We start from the raw sequence: 21,775 nt of genomic DNA on the forward strand, positions 1-21,775 counted from the left end.
GCAAACAACCCCGGCACGTTTCGGTACCGGGGGTTCTTTTCTACTTCAGCCCGTGATTTTCCTTGATCGTCTCCAACAGATGGCGGCAACCCTTGGAGACCAATTCGTAGGTTTCATCGAAGTTGCCGGTGTACCAGGGATCGGGAACCTCCGTGTAACGGGTTCCCGGGATGAAATCAACGAACCGGTGGACGGTGACATCACGGGAGCCGGCCAGTTTTTTCAGATTGGCCACATTGCTGTCATCCATGCCGATGATATATGTAAACTCGTCGAAATCGGACGGTTTCACTTGCCGGGCGCGAAGACCGGCGTGGGAGATCCCGACTTCGTCCAGTTTTTTGCGGGTGCCGTGATGCGGCGGCTCACCGATGTGCCAGTCACCGGTGCCGGCGGAATCGATCCGGATGCGGCCGGACAGCCCTTCCTTCTCCACGTAATGACGAAACACCGCCTCGGCCATGGGTGAACGGCAAATGTTGCCGAGACAGACGAACAACACCGAGATCATGGGGAGGTCCTCCTTTGTCTGTAATCCATGATTTATCTTAACACAAGCGAAGGTGAAAAATGGCGTTGCCGTTCGGATGAACCGGGCGCGGTTTCCGACCCGACGCAAAAAACGTCGCATTGTTGGGATGGAGCGTTTGAAGTTGCAACCTGCTTGGAAGACCGGGCTTGCGTGTGAACGATTTCATCGGGTAAAATGTCCGCTGAACAAATACGGATGTCTGTACACGGAGGACGGGAGAGCATGAAGAAGAGTAAAGAACCGTTTGCCCTGGTTCACGTCGACGTGTTGCCGGAGGCGATCCGCCGGACGCTGGAAGCCAAGCGGTTGCTGGAGGCAGGGGAGGCGGGGAACGTGCAGGAGGCGGTCAGGATGGCGGGTTTGAGCCGGAGTTCGTTCTACAAGTACAAGGATGCCGTGTTTGCATTCAACGCGATGATCAGGGAAAAGATCGTCACCATTTCGCTGGTGTTGGAACACAAGTCGGGAGTGTTGTCTCAGGTTCTCGGTTTTTTGGCTTCGGAAAACGTCAATGTGCTGACCGTTCATCAGAGCATCCCGTTGCAAGGAGAAGCGACGGTTTCTCTGTCCGTGGACACCGCGCAGGCCGCCCGGGAACCGGAAGAATGGATTCGTGAATTGGCCGGATTGTCCGGCGTGCGCCGGGCATTGATTGTCGGAGTGGGACATTGATCGGTCGGCTTCCCGTGAAATTGGCGGGATGGGCGGACCCGGTCGGAATGAAAGAAGAAAATGTCAGAGGGAAAAGAAGCAGCTTTTCTGGTATTCTGGAAATGAAGAGAAAGATTTTTTTGGAAGTGGAAGAGGATGGATATTGCGATGCGACAAGGGATTCTGGAAAGATACGCCGCATGGTTGCCCGTCACGGAACATACACCCCGGTATACCCTTTTTGAGGGAAACACGCCCCTGATTCACGCTCCCGCCCTTTCCGAGGAGCTGGGGGTGGATCTCTGGTTGAAATGGGAGGGGGCCAACCCGACGGGATCATTCAAGGACCGGGGCATGGTCATGGCCATCAACAAAGCAAAGGAGGAAGGAAGCCGGGCGGTGATCTGCGCATCGACCGGCAATACTTCGGCATCTGCGGCTGCCTATGCCGCGCGTGCCGGGATGAATTGCTTCGTCGTCGTCCCCGCCGGTCACATCGCGTTGGGCAAGCTGTCCCAAGCGATCATGTACGGAGCCGAGGTGATCGCCATCGACGAAAACTTTGACCAGGCACTGGAATTGGTTCGGGAAATTGCCGTCGAAGAGAATGTCACCTTGGTCAACTCCGTCAATCCCCATCGGATTGAAGGACAGAAAACGGCCGCTTTCGAAGTGTGTGAACAATTGGGCGATGCGCCGGACATCCTGGCCATCCCGGTCGGCAACGCCGGCAACATCTCGGCGTATTGGAAAGGGTTCCAAGAATGGAAAGAAGCGGGGAACTCGACGCGTCTTCCCCGCATGTGGGGGTTCGAGGCGGAAGGAGCGGCCGCCATTGTCCGGGGAGAACCGATCACGGAACCGGAAACGGTGGCCACCGCGATCCGCATCGGCAATCCGGCCAGCTGGAAGACGGCGGTCCGGGCTGCGGAAGAGTCCGAAGGAATGATCGGAAGCGTGACGGACGGAGAAATTCTTTCTGCCTTCGGCAAAGTTGCCCGGCAGGAAGGGGTATTTTGCGAGCCGGCATCTGCGGCCTCGGTGGCGGGAGTGATCCGCATGCATCGGGAAGGAATGCTTCCGAAAGGAGCCCGGGTGGTTTGCGTACTCACCGGAAACGGTCTCAAGGACCCAGACACCGCCCTCGGCACGGCCGTCGCTCCGGCAACCGTCCCCTGTGACAAGCGGACGATTCTGGATATCATACGTGGGAAGTAGGGGGAAACAGTGAGCCAGTTTCAGCCGTTTCGGGTCATCACTCCTTGCAGCACGGCCAATCTGGGTCCCGGTTTTGATTCTCTGGGCATGGCGTTGAGCCGGTATTTGATGCTGTCGTTCGCTCCGTCGGAAACACGCATCGTGGAGTACCGGGGAGAAATATTGCCCCATATTCCGCTCGATGACCGCAACCTGATCATCCGGGTCATCAAAGAGGCTTTTGCCGATGCCGGAAAAAAGCTTCCGGAGTTCCGTTTGGTGATTGAAAACGAAATCCCTCTGGTGCGCGGACTGGGAAGCAGTGCGGCCGCGATTGTCGGTGCACTGGTGGCCGCCAACCAGTTGCTCGGACGGCCTTGGTCGCAGGAAGAAATATTGGATCGTGCCACCCGGCTGGAAGGACATCCGGACAATGTGGGAGCTTCGTTGGTCGGAGGAGTGGTGGTCACCTCCTGGGACGGAAAAAAAGCCCGGCTGGTGCGGATGGACCCGCCTGAACTCCCGGTCGTTGCGGTGATTCCCAAAGAGCCGCTGTCCACCAAATTGGCCCGTCAGGTGTTGCCCAGCTACTACTCGAGGGAAGAAGCGGTGCTTTCCAGCAGCCGTGCCAATCTGCTGGTGGCGTCGCTGGCCACCGGACGCTGGGATTTGCTGTCTTATGCGATGAAAGACGGGTTTCACCAGCCGTACCGGGAACGATTGGTTCCCGGTTTGAAGGACGCCTTGAGAAACGCCTGCAGGCACGGGGCGTTGGGAGTGGCGCTCAGCGGAGCAGGACCGACCATCATCTCGTTCGCGAAAGATCCGAAACGGGTGATCGCATACTTTGAGAGTGTTTTTCAAAAACTGCGGGTGCCCGCCGACGTCGTGGAACTTCGCGCCGTCTCTGCAGGTGCGACCGTGGAGACCGTCGATGGATGAACGGATTTCATGCAAAAAAGCCGCTGAAGGGTTCGGCGGCGAGATGGATGACAAACCCCCGACCCTTTCTTTGAAAAAGGATCGGGGGTGGAGATGATCAATCGAATCCATGTCGCCTCTTTCCGGAGGAGCCTGCCGTTTGTGGCGTTTGAAGTCACGGCTGTCAGGGGGCATTGTTTTGTTCCCCTGAACGGGCATCCCCGACCATCGGGGCCTTTTACGGGGTTTTATCTGCCGCGATGTTTTTCTTTTTTCTTTTGCACTTTCATCTCCCATTTTTTCATGGCCAGCGCTTCTTTTCGCTCTTTCGCTGATTTTTTGCGCTCTTGTTTGCGCCTTTCATACTCTCGCTGGATCGCCGTTTGCGCGTAAGTGGAAACGCCTTTTTGTTTCATTTCTTTCGCTGTTTGTCGCGCCAATCGCTTGGGATTCGCCTTTTTCTCCTTGCGGAAAACGGAAACGTGTTCCTTGGCTTCAGCGATCAACGGAAGCATGTTTTTTTGGACGAAGAGCAACACTTCTTCATCTTTGGGTTCGGAGCCAAACATATATTGAGCCGCTTTCAGTCGGTTCCCATCCCACTGTTCGACGACCCCCACCCAAAACTGGCCATTGAAAAAGACAGTCAGTTTCATTTTCAAAAACGATCCCCCTCTTGTACGTCATCAAGGGAATGATGGACATCCCGAGGGGGGAAGGTTACTGACACCGGAAATTTCCGTTTCCGATGCAACCGGACTACCAACCGGTTCGTGTTTTTACATTCCCTTATTCCAGCAGCTTTATCATACCATTTTGCGAATTGCTCATCAATTCATCCGGCCTCTGTTCCGCATACAAACCCGGCGGTTTTATCCGCCGGGTTTGTCAATAACCCCGCCGCTGAAGAAATCAGCGGCTTTTTTGTGCATCAGGCCAGTACATCACGGCGGGTGAACACGGCGAAGGCGATGGCCAGGCTCACCAGCGACCAGACAGAGAGGACCGTCAGTGAGAAAGAAAGATCCATTCCTTCCACGAGCACGGGTCTTCCGGCCAGATAGTCGGTGAGTCGCAAATTGGTGAATGCCAGGTATTTCAGGTCTTGCCAAGACGGCGCCAGTTGTCCGAGCAAACTTCCGGAGATCACCGCCGCCAACATGATGCCCATGCTGGCCGCGGTGCTGCGGACCAGAACGGATACCATGAACGAAATGGTGGCCACGGCCAGACAGGAAAACCAGGCCAGTCCGTAGCTCATCAGGATGTATTTCCATTGGGGAATCAGGTGAACATGATCGGTCAGCAACTGGCCGTTTTGCTCCTGGAAACCGATGAGAACCGGCAGATCCCATCCTCCGTATCCGAAGATCACCCCCGAGAGAAGATAGCCGGTCAATATGGTGAGCCCGACCATCAGGGAAACGCACAGGATCAGGGCCAGATACTTGGCCGTCAAGATTTTCCATCGGCGTACGGGGCGAGTGAGCAACAGCTTGATCGTTCCGCCCGAATGTTCCGAGGAAACGATGTCGGCGGCCATCACCACCACGAGCAAGGGCAGAAACAGGGAGACGGCTTGCTCGGCGAAATTTCTGACGAACGTGGGAGCACCGGGGGCGGCCGGATTGATGTCATGATCCAGGTAATATTGCTGTTGCTGGATGTTCAGCCGGATGAAAGCTTTCCATTCTTCCGGCGTGCGGCTGGAGGAGAGACGGTTCTGCTGGTCAATGATTTGCTGCTGCAACACGGCCCGCCAATCGGATGTTCCCAGTTGCCGGACCGTGTTCTGCACGGAACGGAATTGCCCGTACGTGAAGATCGGAATGAGCACCAGCAGAATCAGCGTGACCACCCAGATGCGCCGTTTTCTCACCATTTTCACCATTTCGTTGTGAACGAGGCTAATCAACGTGAACACCTCCCGTCAGTTCGAGGAAGATGTCTTCCAGTGTGGGGGTGAGCGGCCGAATGGCTTCAACCCGGATTCCCTCATCCAGCAACATCCGGTTGGCATCGGCGGCCTTTTCGGGTGGCATGTGGGCGATGACCGTGCGGTCGTCTTTCATGTCCACCCGGCTGACAAACGCTTGCAAGCGCAGCAGATCGGCGCCTTTTTCGGCAGGATGCAGCAACCACTGCACGCGCTCCTTTCCGGTAAGGAGCTCGTCCACGCGTCCGGTGTGAACCACGGTGCCGTCATGGATGATCGCCACCCGGTCGCACATCAATTGGACTTCATGCAGGATGTGACTGGAGATGAACACGCTGATCCCTTCTTCCCTGGACAGACGACGGATGAAAGTCCTGAGCTCGCGAATGCCCGCCGGATCCAGTCCGTTGGTCGGCTCATCCAGGATGAGCAGGCGCGGTTCCGCCAAGAGTGCCTGGGCGATCCCCAACCGTTGTCTCATTCCGAGAGAGTAGGTTTTGACCGGTTCATGAATCCTTTCGGTCAGCTCCACCCGTTCCACCACTTCATCGATTCTGGAGCGTGGAATGTCCTCTGCCATGCGCGAGAACAACTCCAGGTTTTCATACCCCGTCAGGTACGGATAGAGCTCCGGATTTTCCACGATGCAGCCCACATGTCGGATCGCTTTCAAAAACTCGCGGGACAGATCGTACCCTCCGATCCGAATTTCACCGGACGTGGGGCGAATGAGTCCGACCAACATGCGGATCGTGGTGGTTTTTCCCGCGCCGTTGGGACCGAGAAAGCCGAAGATCTCCCCACGCTGCACTTCAAAAGACACGTCTTTGACGATTTCGCGATCGCCGATCCGCTTAGAGAGTCGGCGGACGGACAGAACGGGCGCATGATCCGTCACTTTATCGTTTCACCTCCGCGGAGGGGGATTCGAGCACCTGAAGAAGACGATCGGCCATCCGCTCGTATCCCGGGCGGTTGGGATGAAAATGGTCGGTGTACAAATAAGCCCCGGGGTTCAGTTGGAACAGGTCATGGGTGGGGACGACCACCACTTTTTCAAATCGTGAGGCGACCTCGTTCATCGTGTGATTCCAAGAGGCCACCAGCCGGGAAGACGTTTCGGCATCGGCGACGTCTCCGAACGGATTGTACAGCCCGAGGAGAAATACGGGAGCTTGCGGATTGGATGACCGAAGCTCGCTCAGGATGGCAGAAAGGTTTTCCCGATAACGAAGGCGGGCTTTTTCCGCCTCTTGTTCATCGATGCGGGCCAAGCGTCCGCTGCTGCGGAACAAATCGTTTCCGCCGATGGTGATGACGATCTTGCCCGCCTCCTTCACCAGCTGTTTCACCCGCTTTTCCCGCACTTGGCGAAGCAGGTCTTCGGAAGTGGAACCTTGTACGGCCAGATTGACGGCACTGAAGGAACCGCCACTCGATTTCGACAACTCTTCCTTCACGATGCCGAAATATCCTTGACCCTGCGAATCACCGATTCCGCGGGTGAGGGAATCTCCGAGTCCGAGCAGCATGCCGGCCGGGGGGGTGGCGGTCGTCGGACTTGCCTCCGGCTTGGATGCGAGGTTGCTTTTCGGCGGGTTCGTCAGGCTGTGGACGGCCAGGACAAACCCCCCGGCCAGGATCAGGAACGCAAGCAAGGAAAGGACGGTGGAGACGAGCACATCCAATCTCTTGTACGGTTTCATGGCTTCTCCTTTCTACCCGCTTGTACGCATCACTAACCATTTTAAAGCGAATGAAATGAAAAAAAAACCGGTCCTTTTTCGAAGGATTGACAGCTCGGTGAAGCAAAAAACCGCCCGCAGGCGCATAGGATGGATATTGATTTCCGACAGGATGAGGGGGTTGTTTCATGAAAATCCACGTGACCAGGGCCGGCGACACGTTGTGGGGGTTGGCGCAAAAATACAATGTTCCCGCCGAACGACTGAAGGAGGCCAATCCGGAACTGGGAGAATTCGATCAGCTTCGCCCGGGACTCAAGGTGCGCGTGCCGACGGGAAAAGTGCCGGTCACCTCGCCGGGAAGTGCCGAGGACGCTTCGCAGCAACCGGAACCCGCGTCCGCGACCGGCGATCATCCGAAGAGTGCCCGCGACGAGCGGCCCTATGATTCATCGGATCTCCGGCCTTATGATTCTTCCGATCTTGATGTGGAGGATTGGGAATCTCCCGACCTTGATTACGAATCGAGCGGTGATTGGGAAGCCGCACCGATGATCTCCGCACAACCACCCATGCCCTGGATGTGGCCGCCGCATCCCGGCTGGTGGACGCCCGCTCCTCCCGTGATGCCTGATCACGCCTCATGGCCGACGTTGTCCGGTGGACCGTGTTCCGGATTTGTACCTTATCATCCTCATTCTTACGTTCAGGGCTGGCCGGCACCTTGGGCAGGATGGCCCGCGTCGGGCGACATTTCCTGGAAAGTGAAAGAAAGCTCATCCCGTGAAGGCTGAACCGGAGGAGTCGGATGATGAAACCTCCACGTCGACAGGAAATGGAAAGAATGTTGGGGACCTCCGTGGTCGCCATGGAACCGTTCCGGAAAAACTGGTTGGTAAAAACAGGGGCCGGAGCGTATGTGGCCAAGCGGGCGGATGTTTCCCACCTGCGATGGTGGATGAACGTGGACCGGGAACTCCGGATGAGAGGATTTCATGACATGCCGCCGATGACTTTGGGAAGCGGGTGGATGATCACTCCCTATTTGCGGGGAAGGCCCGGGAAGTATACGGAAGAATCCACGGTCAGCCGCATGATGGAGATATTGGCCCGGTTCCATCTGACAGGCCGGGGATTGGTGACGCCGCCTGCGGACGGGGCGGCTTTTTTGCTGCATCGGCGAATCCACGACCGGCTGGTCCGTTTCTGGAAAGCTCTCGGGAAAGCCGGTTCGGTCGGCGGAGAACTCGGAGCGTTCCTGGCCCGTACGGGACCGGATTTTTACCGGGATGGGTTGGCCGCGTGGGAAAGGTTGCGCAAACTTCCGCTCAATCATCTCGCGAAACACGACCGGTATTTCCATGCCGTCACCCATCGCGACCTGGCCAGCCACAACTGGATCATCTCCGAAGACGGACGGATCTGGCTGATTGATTTTGAGACGGCGGATTACGATGCACAAGTGGGGGACGTGTGGCAGATCATTTCGCGGGTGCTTGCGGAAAACGCCGGTGCGGAGTCCTGGCTGAAGCTGACGGTTGACTCGTACGAGAGGATTCGGCCGCTTCCGTCCGTGGAACGGACCATTCTCGTGGAATTGCTGGCGTTTCCGAATGAATTTTTCCGGGAAGCGGTCGGATTGGTGGAACGAAAAAGAGGGTACAAACCGGAACATTCTTTGCCCTATCTGAAAAAGCTGGCCGAACATCGGTCCGCCTTCAGATCCGTTCTCCGGAATCTCTCCCTTTGGTGATCGGTTGGTAGTGACCGGGCGCATGTGGTATGATGAAGAATGATTTGATCCAGCCAGTGTACGGGGCCGGAAGGGAAAGAAGGAAACCTCCGGCCCTCAAGCCTGAGGAGGCGCATGCATGAAAGCAGGAATCGCACAAATCAGACCGCGCCTGGGACGGGTGGACGCCAATATCGAAATGCATGAATCCATGATCCACCGGGCCCGGGAGGAGCAGGTGGATCTTCTGGTTTTTCCGGAGCTCAGTCTCACGGGATACCAATTGCTCGATCTGACGTACGAAGTGGCCCGGGATCCATACAGCCCGGATCTGAGCGAACTTGTGCAATCCGCCGGCGACATGGATCTTGCCTTCGGGTTTGTGGAACACAGCCCCGAACACATCCTATACAACACCGCGGCCTACGTCAGTTCCGGGAAATTGCATGCCCTGCACCGGAAAGTGTATCTCCCGACATACGGCATGTTTGATGAAGCCCGGTACTTCGGACAGGGACAGACCATTCGGAGTTTCCCGACGCGCTTCGGGCAAATGGGCATGCTGGTATGTGAAGATGCATGGCATCCGTCCTCCCTGTATCTTCTGGTTCAGGACGGTGCCCAAGTGGTGTTGGTATTGTCCAATTCCCCCGTTCGGGGAGTGGGAGCGGACGGACTGGGATCGCGGCAGTCCTGGATCGACATCCTCCGGACACAAGCCATGTTGTACGGCATCTATATCCTGTTTGCCAATCGGGTGGGCACCGAAGACGGAGTCAGCTTCTTCGGCGGATCCATGGTCATCGATCCGTTTGGACGGATTGAGGCGGAAGCGGATCTTCTCACCGAGGAACTGCTCGTCTGTGAGCTCGACCCTGACAAAATTCGCAAGGCCCGGTTCCGGATGCCCATGATCCGCGACGAGAAACTGGACCTGACCATCCGCGAACTTTCCCGCATTCAGCGCAAACGGACAGGGGAGGGAATCTGGCAGTGAACAGCGTGGACCAAATGCTGGCGGAAATGTGGGAACAAGCTCCCTACCTGCGTCTGGATGAGCGGCTCACGGTGGACATCCTGACGTCCACGCTTCGTGAGGAAGTGCGGAAAGCCGGGTTTTCGAAGGTGATATTGGGGCTGTCCGGGGGCATTGACTCCGCGCTGTCCCTCTATTTGTGTGTGCGGGCTTTCGGTCCGGAACATGTCATTGCAGTCCGCATGCCGTATCGGACCAGCAGCCCGTCGAGTCTGGAGGATGCCCAAACGGCGATCGACGACACGGGCGTTCAGTCCATCACGATTGACATCACCCCGCAAATCGATGCATATTTCCAGAACTTCCCCGACGCCACCCCGCTTCGGCGAGGGAACAAAATGGCCCGTGAGCGCATGACCATTTTGTACGATCTGTCCGCCAAGCATGACGCTTTGGTCATCGGGACAAGCAACCGGACGGAGATTTTGCTCGGTTACGGAACGCAGTACGGGGACTCGGCTTCCGCCATCAACCCGATCGGCGATTTGTACAAGACCCAGGTTCGTCAGTTGTCTGCGTGGATCGGCGTTCCGGAGTCGATCATCCTGAAACCGCCGAGCGCCGATTTGTGGGAAGACCAGACCGATGAGGGCGAACTGGGCTTCACGTATCTGGACGTGGACCGTTTGCTCCATTTCATGGTGGATCAACAGTATACGTTGGAGGAGCTCAGGGCCGAAAACTTTGACGACGACTTCATCCACGCGGTTTCCCGGCGCATCATCCGCAATCAGTACAAACGCAGAATGCCCATCATCCTGAAGCTGGGAAACCGGACCGTGGGTGTCGATTTCCGCTATTTGCGCGACTGGGGTTTGTGAACGTGCCGGGCAGGAACCCGTCGGTTCCGGTCGAATTTCTTTGTGAATCATGACGTGTGAAAAGACAAAAGCGCCTGCGCGTACCCGACAGCAACGACGCACGGAGCCCGCGGCGGCCGGGAGCGTTCCCGACCGCGCAAACTGCGCCAGACAGAGAGCAGGGAGAGTGATTCCAATGGCCGGTCATTCCAAGTGGAAAAACATCATGCACAGAAAAGGCCGCCAAGACGCCCTCCGCGGCAAATTGTTCGCCAAGCTGGCCAAGGAGATTTACGTGGCGGCACGATTGGGGGACAAGGACCCCGCCAACAACCAGCGTCTGAGATTGGCAATCGCCAAGGCACGGGCACAAAACATGCCGAACGAAAACATCGAGCGGGCGATCAAGAAGGCGAGCGGCGGTGAAGGCGGCAAAGACTATGAGTCCATCACGTACGAAGGATACGGTCCGGGCGGCGTGGCCGTCATGGTGGAAGCACTCACGGACAACCGAAACCGCACGGCCGCAGACGTTCGCCACATGTTTTCCAAACGGGGCGGCAATCTGGGAGAAGCGGGCTGCGTCTCCTGGATGTTTCATCGCAAAGGTTTGCTCGTCATCAACCGCGAAGCCGCCGCAGGCAAGGATGAGGACGAACTGTTGATGGCTGCGCTCGAAAGCGGGGCGGAGGATTTTGAAGCCACCGAACGGGGATTTGAAATCACCACTTCTCCGGAAGCCTTCGAAGATGTGAAGCAGGCGCTGGAAGCGGAAGGGATCGTTTTCGAAACGGCGGAGGTCACGTTCGTGCCGGAGAACCGCGTGGAGGTCTCCGGGGAAACGGTTCGGGACATTTTGAGCCTGATGGAAGCGCTGGAAGAGCATGATGACGTGCAAAACGTGTATGCCAATTTCGTGATTGATGACGAAGAGTTGGCCAAATATGCGGAGTGAGGAAAACAAAAAACTCCCGGTTTGATGCCGGGAGTTTTTGATTCATCAAAAAAACGTCATTTGTTTGGATGGTTTGCTTGATCAGGAGGGGGGAATCAGGAATAATGGAAAGACTTGTCATCGTCAGAGGATTTTTGCAAAGTCGCGGAAAGGTGTTGATGATCAAGCGTTCCCCGGACGATTCCCATGCACCGGGGCATTACGAATTGCCAGGGGGAAAAGTGACGGTCGGCGAAGATCCCCGAAAGGCCTTGGAGAGGGAATTTCTTGAAGAAGTGAACCTCCGTGTGGAGGTCGGACCCCCGCTTGAAACGTTTTCCGAGACGAGTGGAGACGGACGGCTCCACATCCTCGAGATCGTGTACATGTGCCGGTTCGTGGATGATTCCGCGGATGTCAGGTTGAGTCCTGAACACTCGGCTTTTCGTTGGGTGGAGGAGAAGGATTTGTCCGACCTTGAGGTCACGAAGATCACCCGGAAATCGGTGCATGTCGGATGGGAAAGGAACACGGATACAACAGGAAAAGGAAGAGACATGATGAACGGTGCAAAAATATTGATTCGGAAACCGGAGCCGGCGGATCTCGAGGCATTTCTTGATCTGGAAATACGCAATCGGGAGCATCTCAAACCGTATGAGCCCAACCGTCCGGATCGATATTATACCCGTGATGGACAGAGGGAAAGGCTGGAGCGACTGATTCGTAACTTTGAAGAGGGAAATACATACGGTTTCGGAATATTCCTGAGGGATTCGGGAGCGCTGGTTGGCCGGATCAGCCTGAGCAATGTGGTCAGGGGAGCCTGGGAAAACTGCACGATCGGGTATTACATCGACCATTCGATGCAGGGAAAGGGATACGCGACGGAGGCGGTGAAAGAAGCCGTCAGGTTTGCGTTTGCGGAAGCGGGACTGCATCGGGTGCAGGCGGCGGTGATGCCGTGGAATCTTGCTTCCATCCGGGTGTTGGAAAAGGCAGGATTTCGTTTTGAAGGGATGGCCAAACGGTATTTGCGGATCAACGGGAAATGGGAAGATCACAACATCTACGCCATCACCCGGGAAGAATGGGAGTGAAAGCAGGCCGGGAGAAGGACGATTTTTGCGTACCTTCCGTCGGGGGGACGACCGGACACGTTGAAGTTTCCCGCAGGAGGAGGGACGGAAATGCTCGAAAACCTCGTATTGTCTTCCGTCAACCGTGAATTCGCAAAGCTGAAAAAGTTGGGAGATCAAGCCATCGGGAGATTGACCGTGGACGAATTGAACCGGATTCCCGCCGACGGTTCGAACAGTGTCGCCTTGATCATCAAGCATCTGCGGGGCAACATGGTGTCCCGGTGGACGGATTTTCTTGTCAGTGACGGAGAAAAGCCGGACAGGGACCGGGATGCCGAGTTTGAAGGAGGGTACGGGACCAAGGAGGAAGCGTTGGCCGCCTGGGAGGAAGGTTGGAGGGTGTTGTTCGGAGCGCTCGCGACTTTGACGCCGGGCGATTTGCTTCGTACGGTGACCATCCGCGGGGAGCCGCATTCGGTGATCGACGCGATTCATCGCCAATTGGCGCACTATGCGTATCATGTCGGACAAATCGTGTTGCTTGCCAAATGGATGAAAGGGACGAAGTGGGAAAGTCTCAGCATCCCCAAGGGACAATCCGAAGAACATAACCGGGAGATGTGGAACAAACACGTGAAGAACAACGGAAAGGGTCAGAATTGAAAACGCCGGACCGCAAATGCGGTTCCCGGCGTTTTTTTTTTGCATGGGTCACGTTCGTTGAGAGTCGTTTGCCAGCTCCAGTTTCAGGCGACGACGGATCCACCGGCGGGTCACGATCCCGTGACCCGGGGAGAACAGGAAAGCCGTCAGAAAGAGAAGGCCCGCGGCCACGGTGATGCAGCCGGCGATGGATGCGTCCAGCCATTTGGCAAGGTAGTAGCCGGCCACACTGCTGACGGTGCCCACCGTCATGCTGAGCATCAACATGGTGGACAGTCGGTCCGTCAGGAGATAAGCGGTGGCGGCCGGTACGATCAGCATGGCGACGACCAGAATGGCTCCGACGCTTTCAAAGGATGCGACCGTGGTGACCGAAACGAGTCCCATCAACAGATAGTGGAACAGGGTGACGGGAATGCCGACGGCCGCCGCCATCGCCGGATCGAACGTACAGAGTTTGAACTGTTTCCAAAACACCATGGTGGTGACCAGACTCAGGATCAAGGCGATTCCGGTTGCCCAGACCGCCTTGGGGCCCAGCTCGATTCCCCCGAGAGAGACCGTTTCCCAAGGGACATAGGCGATTTCGCCATACAACACGCAATCGAGATCCAAATCGACTTGTCGCGTGTAGATGGAAACGAGAATGACGCCGATGGCGAACAGCGAGGTGAACGAGACGCTGATCGCCGCGTCCGATTGGACACCGGTGTTTTTCAAAGTTTGGATGGCGATCGTGCACAGCAGCCCGAACAAGGACGCTCCCAGAAGCATCGGAAGGGAATCCCGGGTTCCGCTCAGCAGAAAAGCGATCACGATGCCCGGGAGGACGGCATGGCTGATCGCGTCCCCCAGCATCGCCATGCGGCGAAGGATGAGAAAACATCCCAGAAAGCCGCAGGCTGAGGCCACCAAAGCTCCCGTCAGGATGATCCAGAATTCGCTCACGAGGCACTTCCCCCTTCATGAAGCCTCGGATGCCAGGAAGGATCGAGGTTGTGCCGCTTGATCAATTCCATCAACTTCGGACGGATGCTTTCCGGTATCTCGGCTTCTTCCCGCTCCCGGTCCGGAAGGACCTGATCCAGTTCGTGTTCGTGCATCAGCCAGACATCCAGCATGCGCAGCCGGAGCACCGTGTCTCTCGCTTCGTCCCATCCTTTGGGCGTCAAACCGATTTCCGAGATGCGCGCTCCCGATCTGCAAAGCTGAAGCACACCTTCTTTTTCCAAGCGTTTCATGACGGAAAGATCCCTTCGAAATGAGGGAAACACAGCCTCCAGTTCAGCGGCGCCGACCGTTTCCGCGCGCTTTTGTTCGAGGAGATCATAAAGACCCGACAAAATGCGTTCCCTGGCCACACGTCGCCGGGTTTCGAGCAGACGGATCCATTTGGCGAGAAGTCCTCTTCGGGGGGCGAACACCATCGAGACGGCAAACATGGCTGTGGCGGAAAGCACGATCAGCGGCCCCGTGGACAAATTGTATCCCGCCGCGCTGATCGCGGTGCCGATCATTCCGGAAGCGGCACCGATGATCGCCGAGATGATGATCATCCGGTTCAGCCGTTCCGTCCAGAACCGGGCAGCGGCGGCAGGCGTGATGAGAAGGGCTGCCATCAGGACGATTCCGGCCGCCTGCAGACCGATCACCACCGCAACGACCAGAAACATCATGAGCAGAAAGTCGATCCGCCCCATGGGAAATCCGAGGCTTCTTCCGAAGGAGGCATCAAAGCAAAGCAGCTTCAGCTCCTTGAAAAACAGGAGAGACAAAACGAGCAAAAGGACCGCGACACCTCCCATCAACCGGACGTCGCTTTCCACCATCGATGCCGCCTGCCCGAACAGGAAACTGTCAAGGCCGCTCTGGTTGCCGTGGTCACTGTGCTGAATGTGGGTGAGCAGCACGATCCCGATTCCGAAGAAGACGCTCAGCACAAGGCCCAACGCCGCATCTTCCTTGATGCGCGAAAACCGGGTGATTCCGGTGATCACCAAGGAAGCGGCCAGACCGGTGACGGCGGCTCCCAACAGAAACCACAGCGGATGTTTCGAACCGGTCAACATGAATGCCAGACAGATGCCGGGCAGCGCCGCGTGGGCCAAAACATCCCCCATCAGCCCCCGTTTGCGCAAAAAAGCGAAGCTTCCCAACACGCCGCCGGTGAGTCCCAGGAGGGTGGTGCCGGAGAGGACCCACCATGCGTTGGGATCCCCGGGCAGGATCCACCAGTGAGACAGGCTCATCTCCGTCACCTCGCCACCGCGATGCCGGAGAACCCTGGCAAAACGGTCAACCGGCCGCCGTATGTCTTTTTCAGATTTTCCTCGGTGAACACTTCGTCCGTCGGACCCGCCGCGATCAATCGCATGTTCAGAAGCAGCACGGAGTCAAAATACTCCCGAACGGTTTGCAGGTCATGGTGAACGACCAACACCGTCTTTTTTTGTTCTTTCATCTCACGGAGGACCTGGATAATCGCCTTTTCCGTCGCGACATCCACACCGGCGAACGGTTCATCCATGAAGTAGATGCGGGCGTCCTGAGCCAGGGCCCGGGCGAGAAACACCCGTTGTTGCTGGCCGCCTGACAGTCGGCTGATCTGACGGTGAGCGAACGCCTCCATGCCCACTTTTTTCAGGCAATCCATGGCCATCTCCCTGTCTTCCTTGCCGGGGCGACGGAACCATCCGAGCTTCCCGTACCGTCCCATCAGCACCACGTCCAGGGCATCCGTCGGGAAGTCCCAATCGACCGATTCCCGTTGCGGCACGTAACCGACCAGACCGCGTTGACGGTCATACGGTTTCCCGTAAATGGACACTTCTCCCCCGGCAAGCGGAAGCAGTCCCAAGATCGCTTTGATCAGCGTGGACTTTCCCGCGCCGTTGGGGCCGATGATGCCGATCAGTTGCCCTTCCGGCACATCGAAATGAATGTCACGGAGGACCGGCTTCCGGTGGTAGGCCACGGACAGACCGCGAACGGAAACCGGTGCTGCTTGTTTTCCCATCTTCCTCTCTCCCTTTCCGCCGGTTTCTCTGAAGCCGCCCGTCATCGTCCGGAATCGGCGGCTTTTTCAAAATCTTGTCATCGAAGCGCTTTGACAATGGTGTTCACGTTGTGTTTGACCATGCCGATATAGGTACCTTCGGGCGTTCCACGTTTGCCCATCGCGTCGGAAAAGAGTTCTCCCCCGATCGTCACTTCATGATTTCGGGTACGTGCTCCCTGCACCACGGCTTCGAGGGAGCGTTTCGATACGCTGGATTCCACGAAAACCGCCTTGATTTTCCGGTCAACCAGCAGGTTGACCAGTCGTTGGACGTCCTTGAGACCGTATTCCGAGGCGGTACTGATCCCCTGCAATCCGACCACTTCCATGTCGTAGGCCCGACCGAAGTACCCGAATGCGTCATGGGCGGTGACCAACACCCGACGCTCTTTTGGAATGGTCGCCAGTTGTTCCCGGACATATCGGTCCAGTTCTTCCAACTCCTTCAAATACTCGGCGGCTTGAGACTCGTAATCGTCTTTGTGGCGGGGATCCGTTTTCACCAACGTCGATTTCACCTGTTCCACGGCTTTCATCCACAATTTCACGTCAAACCAGACGTGCGGGTCGTATTGGTTGTCGGCCGTTTTCAACAGGAGGTCTTTGTCGATTCCGTCCGTGACGGCCACCACCGGCTTTTGTTTTGACATTTTCCCGAAGATCTCAACCATCTTGCCTTCCAGATGCAATCCGTTGTAAAAAACCAGATCCGCATCCGCCAGTTTTTCCATGTCTCCTTGGGACGCTTTGTAGAAGTGGGGATCCACTCCGGGCCCCATCAACGTGGTGACGCTCACGAGTTTCCCGCCCACATTCTCGACGATGTCTCCGATCATGCCGGTTGTCACCGTCACCCGGATCAAACCGTCTTCACGCTTTTTCTCTCCGGTGCATCCCGTCGTCGCCGGAAGCAAAAGAAGCAAAGTGCACAACAAAATGAAAAAGCGGACTCCCGGTTTCAACGCGTTTCATCCTCCCCGATCAGGCGCAGGTTCCGCTTCTGCGTCGTTGTGATCGAAATTGCCAGTGTCCACAGTTTGTGGCTTTGGGACATCTTTTTTGTTTAAGCCACATAAGTTGGTCTAGTGCAAAACTCGACTATCACCATTGTATCTATGGGTTTTTTTGGTTGTCAACAATAAATGTTCATTATTCGGCAACAATATTCTTCCGAAGAGATGAAGCAGGTCCCTGTCGGTCATATCAGGTTGAATCCGCCATACAATGGTGGAGAATGGAAAGGCGGCGGCCGGGGCTTCCAAATGTCGTCCCGATTTCGCGGGGATTTCATCGGGGATGAGGCCGGAGGGTTGCCGCGTGCCGGAAACCTTGCAAAGGGAGAGGTCGAAAGTGGGAGTGTTTCAAAATTTTCAAGTGGAAAAAGCGCTTCGGGAAGTGTTGGAGATCCGGAAGGGGAAGGGGACATGGGAGGACTGGGAAAAACGTTGGCCGAACGAAGTGAAAGAGAAGGCCAACAAGGAAATGAAAATCTTCGATTTGCTCGGATGGATCAAGCGATAACAAGAGTGAAAAAACAGTCGGAAGGCGGGAAGCCGACTCCGCCCTCCGACTGTTTTTCATTCCGGTTGATGTCTTTTTCTTCCCCAGGGAAAGCGAACGGCGGGAAGTTCGGACAACAACATGCCGCCGAAAATCAGCAGGCATCCGGCGAGAGCCCGGCCCGTCAAGGTCACGCCCAGCCAGACGTAATCGGCCAATGCCGCGAAAACCGGCTCCAATGAAAAGATCAGGGCCACCCTGGCCGGGCTGGTGTATTTTTGGACGTGGGTTTGCGCAATGAATGCCAACACGGTTGCAAACACCGAGGTGACGAGCAATGCCGACCATACGGACGGATCCAGCAGGATTTCCGGGCGGAGCGCCTGTTTCCACGGTTCCGTCAGGAGGGAGCAGACGCCGCTCAATACGGCCACGGTCAGAAGCTGGAAGCCCACAAGATGAAGAAGGGAACAGCGCCCGGAGAATTGCCCGGTGTAAATGATTTGAAAAGCGAAAAAGACGGAGCACAGAAAGGCGAGCACATCTCCGATGTTGACCGAGCCGAAATCGGCGAATGCCAGCAGGTACAGTCCGATCAGGGCACACAGTGCACCGGTCGCGGCCTGCAGGCTGATCCGGCTTTTGGTGACAAAATAGGCGAAGATCGGCACGAGCGCCACCGACACCCCTGTCAGAAAACCGGATTTTCCCGAAGTGGTGTACAGCAGGCTGAACGTTTGAAAGGCGTATCCTCCGAACAACAGAATGCCGAGAATCACGCCGTATCGCAATTCCCGTCCGAAATTTTCCCGCGAATCCCCGTTGACGCGCACCAGACGCATGTACAGGAAGATCAGCAGGGCGGACGAACCGAACCGGATGGTGAGAAACAAAAACGGGGGCAGACTTTGGATTGCGTCTTGCACCATGATGAAGGTAACGCCCCACACGAAAGCAATCAGGGTGAGTGCCAAGTCGGCCAGCCGGCGTTTCGTCATGAGATTCTTCCTTTCTTTGACGTTCTGAGCATTTTGATCGGGCGGACGAAACCCTTCAAAAAGTCACGCAACCGGCGATTCAACAGCCATATTTTCAGAATGCGATGAAACAAACCCGTGCGGCAACAGAAAAAATAAGGAAAAGAAAAAACTTGCAAACAGAAAAAGAAAGAAAATTTACGCAGAGAAGTGACGGGAGGGGCGGAACATCGTATACTATTGTTGATAAAATCGACCTGATTAGTGTGTTTTGAATTTGGGGCGAACAGGTGGGGTGCACGGTGGATCTGTTGCCGCATGCCGTACAGGAAAGAATCCGTTTTTTTGTATCGTTTCTCCGTTCTCCGCTCAGCGTGGGAAGCATCACGCCCAGTTCGGAATTTCTGGCCAGGGAAATGGTGAAATGTGTTCCGTGGGATCAAGTGTCGCTCATCGTGGAGCTGGGAGCGGGAACCGGTGTGTTCACCCGCCACATCCATGAAAAAAAATCCCCGGATGCGATCGCGGTGATCTATGAACGGGACGATGTTCTTCGGGCGGAATTGATGAAAAAGTTCCCGGGGCTGGGATATCGGGACGACGCCATGAATCTTGAACACGACCTTCTGTTGACGGAAGCGGGTGCCGCCGACGTGATTTTGTCGGGATTGCCGTTTGCCGCGTTTCCTCCGGACCGGAGGGATCGAATGTTGGATGCGGTGCACCGCAGTCTCAAGCCGGGCGGGTTGTTCGTGATGTTTCAGTATTCACCGCAAATGCTGGGACAGCTCAGAAAACGGTTCAGTCGGATGGAAGTGTCATTGGTTTTCTCCAATCTCCCGCCGGCCATCGTTTATACGTGTTTCAAATGACGGCGCTTGCAAACGGATCCCTTCCGACGGCCGCGTTTCGACATCGGCAAGTGCAGGAATGTGAAATTACTTCTTTTGTCAAAAATCTCTCCTCCCGATCTTCTGGGGGAATCCGGTCGAATATGATAGAATCATAGGGGAAAACCGCAATGAAATCCCGGAATCGACAACGTTTCGTCGATTTTGGAGGCGCGGGATTTCTCTTTTTTTGGAGTGAGACTCATGACCGGAGTCGTCAGAGTGACATGTTGTGCACTCGCTTTTTTTGTTTTTTTGGGAGGTTGTGTGCCGGAAAGCACGGATTCGGGGATCCGCCCGGAACAGAAAGAGAAGGCTCAGGCGCCATCCGGCGGGCCGGACAAGGAGGAAGTGAAGCGGCAGATCCAGCCGAAAGCCCCGGCAGATCACGGTGACCAAAAGAAAGGGAAAGTTGAACCGCCAGAGCAGAAAAAAGAGACCAAACCCGTGATGAAACCTTCCTCCCAAAAGCCGGCGAAGGCGCCGGCCGTCATCTACAAAGGTTCCGGGGACGCCAAACGGGTGGCACTCACCTTTGACGACGGCCCCGACCGTCATTTCACGTTGCAGATCCTGGAGATCCTGGAGAAGGAGCGCGTTCCGGCCACATTTTTCGTGGTGGGGCAACTCGCCGAAAAACATCCGGACATCTTGCGGGAAATCGACCGAAGGGGTCATGTGATCGGGAACCATTCATTCAGCCATCCGGTGATGACCCGGTTGTCTTCGGCGTCAGCCACCCGCCAGGTGGAGGAAACGAACCGCATCATCCGTGACGCCACCGGGAAGTCCCCCCGACTGTTCCGACCTCCTTACGGAGCGGTCAACAAACCGTTGATCCGGCAGGTGTCCGACCAAGGATTCCACATCATTCAGTGGAGTGTGGATACTCGGGATTGGGCCGGTCCTTCGTCGAAAAAGATCGTACATACCGTCAAACAACAGGTGGGACCGGGCGGCATCATTCTCCAACACAGTGCGGGCGGACCGCAGCTCAAGGAAACCGTGAAAGCTCTTCCGGTCATCATCCGTCATCTGAAGCAGGAAGGGTATGAATTTGTCACCGTGGATCAGTTGATCGGCATTCCGGCGTATCACTGAACACCCCGAACACCGGAAAACATGCCGACAGCGAGTTTTGTTCCCGCCAATGCGGGAAATTTTTTTTTGCGTTTTGACCCATTTCGGGAGAAAATGACAAAAGGGGGAGTGACCGTGGCAGATTGACTTCCGGTTCAAATCCAAATTTTTCGGGAAAAGGGTGAGGACTATAGAAATCGCGAAGGAATATCACAAAACGTTGTCGGTTCCCGCTTTCTTGAAACGGACTCTGTTGATTTTCACCGGTGCGGTGCTTGCGGCCGTGGGCATTGAGCTCTTCTTGGTGCCGAACACCATCATCGATGGCGGAATTGTGGGGATCTCCATCATCCTTTCTCACCTCACCGGAATCAAACTGGGATTGTTCCTGTTCCTTTTGAACGTGCCGTTTTTCCTGTTCGGTTACAAGCAAATCGGCAAAACGTTCGCATTGTCGACGTTGTTCGGTGTTGCCGTCATGTCCGCGGCGACCTATTTCTTCGGGGAATTGGGTCATGTGGTGACTCGCGATTTGCTCCTGGCTGCCGTGTTCGGCGGAATCGTTCTGGGAGTGGGGGTCGGCATGGTGATCCGCTTCGGAGGGTCGCTGGACGGTACCGAGGTGCTGGCCATTTACATCAGCAAGCGGTTTCCGTTCTCCGTCGGCCAGGTCGTCATGTTTTTCAATCTGTTCATCCTCGGCAGCGCCGGTTTTGTCTTCGACTGGAATCGCGCCATGTATTCGCTGATCGCCTATTTCGTGGCGTTCAAAATGATTGACATCACCATCGAAGGTTTTGATGAAACGCGCTCCGTCTGGATCATCAGTGACAAACCGTCGGAAATCGGGCAAGCGCTTCTTTATCGCCTCGGACGGGGAGTCACCTATTTGAACGGGGAAGGCGGGTACACGGGAGATGACAAAAAAGTGATCTTCTGCGTGGTCACCCGTCTGGAAGAGGCCAAACTTCGCACGATCGTCGAGGAGATCGATCCGGATGCGTTTCTGGCGATCGGTCACGTCCACGATGTGAGAGGCGGCAGGTTCAAGAAGAAGGACATTCATTGATGTGAACGGCTGATTCCGTCATCCGGCCGTCA

The 21,775-nt window shown here is 56.1% G+C and carries 24 protein-coding genes; 14 read left to right on the top strand and 10 right to left on the bottom strand.

The genetic code is table 11. The features are described from left to right. Positions 1–40: 40 nt before the first annotated feature. On the bottom strand, positions 41–511 hold the full coding sequence (locus EG886_RS04955; protein WP_124727101.1) for a low molecular weight protein-tyrosine-phosphatase: 471 nt from the start codon (positions 509–511) through the stop codon (positions 41–43). Between the two features lie 243 nt (positions 512–754). Between EG886_RS04955 and EG886_RS04960 the strand changes: the two genes are divergently transcribed. From EG886_RS04960 to thrB, 3 genes are all read left to right on the top strand, one after another. Beyond that, positions 755–1,204 (top strand): ACT domain-containing protein, encoded by a 450-nt coding sequence (locus tag EG886_RS04960; RefSeq protein WP_124727102.1) that lies wholly within the window; start codon positions 755–757, stop codon positions 1,202–1,204. A 147-nt stretch (positions 1,205–1,351) separates the two neighbouring features. After that, positions 1,352–2,401: a threonine synthase gene (gene thrC / locus EG886_RS04965; RefSeq protein ID WP_124727103.1), complete on the top strand. Its 1,050-nt coding sequence runs from the start codon at positions 1,352–1,354 to the stop codon at positions 2,399–2,401. Positions 2,402–2,410: 9 nt separating this feature from the next. After that, entirely contained in the window at positions 2,411–3,322 is a 912-nt protein-coding gene (gene thrB / locus EG886_RS04970) for a homoserine kinase (protein ID WP_124727104.1), read from the top strand. A 227-nt stretch (positions 3,323–3,549) separates the two neighbouring features. Here the strand turns inward: thrB and EG886_RS04975 are convergent, their stop codons facing one another. The 4 genes from EG886_RS04975 to EG886_RS04990 all read right to left on the bottom strand — a co-directional run bounded on the left by EG886_RS04975 (position 3,550) and on the right by EG886_RS04990 (position 6,943). Further along, the gene (locus EG886_RS04975; RefSeq protein WP_124728668.1) at positions 3,550–3,957 is read right to left on the bottom strand and encodes a YjdF family protein; all 408 of its coding nucleotides are present in this window, start codon (positions 3,955–3,957) and stop codon (positions 3,550–3,552) included. Positions 3,958–4,232: 275 nt separating this feature from the next. Then, positions 4,233–5,216, bottom strand: a complete 984-nt coding sequence (locus tag EG886_RS04980; protein WP_124727105.1) for an ABC transporter permease — start codon at positions 5,214–5,216, stop codon at positions 4,233–4,235. Then, the gene (locus tag EG886_RS04985; protein ID WP_241154375.1) at positions 5,209–6,135 is read right to left on the bottom strand and encodes an ABC transporter ATP-binding protein; all 927 of its coding nucleotides are present in this window, start codon (positions 6,133–6,135) and stop codon (positions 5,209–5,211) included. The genes EG886_RS04980 and EG886_RS04985 overlap by 8 nt, the downstream gene beginning before the upstream one ends. 1 nt (position 6,136) lies before the next feature. Beyond that, positions 6,137–6,943, bottom strand: a complete 807-nt coding sequence (locus EG886_RS04990) for a GDSL-type esterase/lipase family protein (RefSeq protein ID WP_124727106.1) — start codon at positions 6,941–6,943, stop codon at positions 6,137–6,139. A gap of 167 nt (positions 6,944–7,110) precedes the next feature. On the opposite strand from EG886_RS04990, the gene EG886_RS04995 reads away from it, so the two are divergent. The 7 genes from EG886_RS04995 to EG886_RS05025 all read left to right on the top strand — a co-directional run bounded on the left by EG886_RS04995 (position 7,111) and on the right by EG886_RS05025 (position 13,169). Then, positions 7,111–7,716: a LysM peptidoglycan-binding domain-containing protein gene (locus tag EG886_RS04995; protein ID WP_124727107.1), complete on the top strand. Its 606-nt coding sequence runs from the start codon at positions 7,111–7,113 to the stop codon at positions 7,714–7,716. 17 nt (positions 7,717–7,733) lie between these two features. Continuing rightward, positions 7,734–8,675, top strand: coding sequence for an aminoglycoside phosphotransferase family protein (locus EG886_RS05000; RefSeq protein ID WP_164491661.1), 942 nt, complete (start codon positions 7,734–7,736; stop codon positions 8,673–8,675). Positions 8,676–8,793: 118 nt separating this feature from the next. Next, on the top strand, positions 8,794–9,651 hold the full coding sequence (locus EG886_RS05005; RefSeq protein ID WP_124727109.1) for a nitrilase-related carbon-nitrogen hydrolase: 858 nt from the start codon (positions 8,794–8,796) through the stop codon (positions 9,649–9,651). Beyond that, positions 9,648–10,511 carry an NAD+ synthase gene (locus tag EG886_RS05010; RefSeq protein ID WP_241154376.1) on the top strand — a complete coding sequence of 288 codons (864 nt, stop codon included), beginning with the start codon at positions 9,648–9,650 and terminating at the stop codon, positions 10,509–10,511. Before EG886_RS05005 ends, EG886_RS05010 begins: the two co-directional genes overlap by 4 nt. A gap of 175 nt (positions 10,512–10,686) precedes the next feature. Continuing rightward, positions 10,687–11,445 carry a YebC/PmpR family DNA-binding transcriptional regulator gene (locus EG886_RS05015; protein ID WP_124727110.1) on the top strand — a complete coding sequence of 253 codons (759 nt, stop codon included), beginning with the start codon at positions 10,687–10,689 and terminating at the stop codon, positions 11,443–11,445. A gap of 104 nt (positions 11,446–11,549) precedes the next feature. Further along, positions 11,550–12,524 (top strand): GNAT family N-acetyltransferase, encoded by a 975-nt coding sequence (locus EG886_RS05020; protein ID WP_164491662.1) that lies wholly within the window; start codon positions 11,550–11,552, stop codon positions 12,522–12,524. A 90-nt stretch (positions 12,525–12,614) separates the two neighbouring features. Beyond that, positions 12,615–13,169, top strand: coding sequence for a DUF1572 family protein (locus tag EG886_RS05025; RefSeq protein WP_124727112.1), 555 nt, complete (start codon positions 12,615–12,617; stop codon positions 13,167–13,169). A gap of 48 nt (positions 13,170–13,217) precedes the next feature. Here the strand turns inward: EG886_RS05025 and EG886_RS05030 are convergent, their stop codons facing one another. The 4 genes from EG886_RS05030 to EG886_RS05045 all read right to left on the bottom strand — a co-directional run bounded on the left by EG886_RS05030 (position 13,218) and on the right by EG886_RS05045 (position 17,189). Next, positions 13,218–14,117: a metal ABC transporter permease gene (locus tag EG886_RS05030; RefSeq protein WP_124727113.1), complete on the bottom strand. Its 900-nt coding sequence runs from the start codon at positions 14,115–14,117 to the stop codon at positions 13,218–13,220. Beyond that, the gene (locus EG886_RS05035) at positions 14,114–15,418 is read right to left on the bottom strand and encodes a metal ABC transporter permease (protein WP_124727114.1); all 1,305 of its coding nucleotides are present in this window, start codon (positions 15,416–15,418) and stop codon (positions 14,114–14,116) included. Before EG886_RS05035 ends, EG886_RS05030 begins: the two co-directional genes overlap by 4 nt. 5 nt (positions 15,419–15,423) lie before the next feature. Continuing rightward, positions 15,424–16,185 carry a metal ABC transporter ATP-binding protein gene (locus EG886_RS05040; RefSeq protein ID WP_124727115.1) on the bottom strand — a complete coding sequence of 254 codons (762 nt, stop codon included), beginning with the start codon at positions 16,183–16,185 and terminating at the stop codon, positions 15,424–15,426. 77 nt (positions 16,186–16,262) lie between these two features. Continuing rightward, positions 16,263–17,189, bottom strand: a complete 927-nt coding sequence (locus EG886_RS05045; RefSeq protein ID WP_124727116.1) for a metal ABC transporter solute-binding protein, Zn/Mn family — start codon at positions 17,187–17,189, stop codon at positions 16,263–16,265. Between the two features lie 355 nt (positions 17,190–17,544). Here EG886_RS05045 and EG886_RS05050 point away from each other — a divergent pair, with 355 nt between their 5' ends. Beyond that, positions 17,545–17,748 (top strand): hypothetical protein, encoded by a 204-nt coding sequence (locus EG886_RS05050; RefSeq protein ID WP_124727117.1) that lies wholly within the window; start codon positions 17,545–17,547, stop codon positions 17,746–17,748. 56 nt (positions 17,749–17,804) lie between these two features. Here EG886_RS05050 and EG886_RS05055 read toward each other — a convergent pair whose 3' ends face one another. Beyond that, positions 17,805–18,725, bottom strand: a complete 921-nt coding sequence (locus tag EG886_RS05055) for a DMT family transporter (protein WP_124727118.1) — start codon at positions 18,723–18,725, stop codon at positions 17,805–17,807. 281 nt (positions 18,726–19,006) lie between these two features. Here EG886_RS05055 and EG886_RS05060 point away from each other — a divergent pair, with 281 nt between their 5' ends. The 3 genes from EG886_RS05060 (at position 19,007) to EG886_RS05070 (ending at position 21,743) form a co-directional block, all read left to right on the top strand. Next, positions 19,007–19,576, top strand: a complete 570-nt coding sequence (locus EG886_RS05060) for a class I SAM-dependent methyltransferase (protein WP_124727119.1) — start codon at positions 19,007–19,009, stop codon at positions 19,574–19,576. A 285-nt stretch (positions 19,577–19,861) separates the two neighbouring features. Then, a complete protein-coding gene (locus EG886_RS05065; protein WP_241154377.1) occupies positions 19,862–20,695 on the top strand; it encodes a polysaccharide deacetylase family protein in 834 nt (277 codons plus the stop codon). A 217-nt stretch (positions 20,696–20,912) separates the two neighbouring features. Continuing rightward, a complete protein-coding gene (locus tag EG886_RS05070; RefSeq protein ID WP_241154378.1) occupies positions 20,913–21,743 on the top strand; it encodes a YitT family protein in 831 nt (276 codons plus the stop codon). Positions 21,744–21,775 lie beyond the last annotated feature (32 nt).

It is taken from the genome of Staphylospora marina (assembly GCF_003856495.1).
GTDB classification, from domain to species: domain Bacteria; phylum Bacillota; class Bacilli; order Thermoactinomycetales; family Thermoactinomycetaceae; genus Staphylospora; species Staphylospora marina.

Coding starts and splice junctions, on each gene's coding strand:
- EG886_RS04955 (WP_124727101.1), bottom strand. CDS start 511: ATGATCTCGGTGTTGTTCGTCTGTCTCGGCAACATTTGCCGTTCACCC.
- EG886_RS04960 (WP_124727102.1), top strand. CDS start 755: ATGAAGAAGAGTAAAGAACCGTTTGCCCTGGTTCACGTCGACGTGTTG.
- thrC (WP_124727103.1), top strand. CDS start 1,352: ATGCGACAAGGGATTCTGGAAAGATACGCCGCATGGTTGCCCGTCACG.
- EG886_RS04975 (WP_124728668.1), bottom strand. CDS start 3,957: ATGAAACTGACTGTCTTTTTCAATGGCCAGTTTTGGGTGGGGGTCGTC.
- EG886_RS04990 (WP_124727106.1), bottom strand. CDS start 6,943: ATGAAACCGTACAAGAGATTGGATGTGCTCGTCTCCACCGTCCTTTCC.
- EG886_RS04995 (WP_124727107.1), top strand. CDS start 7,111: ATGAAAATCCACGTGACCAGGGCCGGCGACACGTTGTGGGGGTTGGCG.
- EG886_RS05000 (WP_164491661.1), top strand. CDS start 7,734: ATGAAACCTCCACGTCGACAGGAAATGGAAAGAATGTTGGGGACCTCC.
- EG886_RS05005 (WP_124727109.1), top strand. CDS start 8,794: ATGAAAGCAGGAATCGCACAAATCAGACCGCGCCTGGGACGGGTGGAC.
- EG886_RS05015 (WP_124727110.1), top strand. CDS start 10,687: ATGGCCGGTCATTCCAAGTGGAAAAACATCATGCACAGAAAAGGCCGC.
- EG886_RS05020 (WP_164491662.1), top strand. CDS start 11,550: ATGGAAAGACTTGTCATCGTCAGAGGATTTTTGCAAAGTCGCGGAAAG.
- EG886_RS05025 (WP_124727112.1), top strand. CDS start 12,615: ATGCTCGAAAACCTCGTATTGTCTTCCGTCAACCGTGAATTCGCAAAG.
- EG886_RS05035 (WP_124727114.1), bottom strand. CDS start 15,418: ATGAGCCTGTCTCACTGGTGGATCCTGCCCGGGGATCCCAACGCATGG.
- EG886_RS05040 (WP_124727115.1), bottom strand. CDS start 16,185: ATGGGAAAACAAGCAGCACCGGTTTCCGTTCGCGGTCTGTCCGTGGCC.
- EG886_RS05055 (WP_124727118.1), bottom strand. CDS start 18,725: ATGACGAAACGCCGGCTGGCCGACTTGGCACTCACCCTGATTGCTTTC.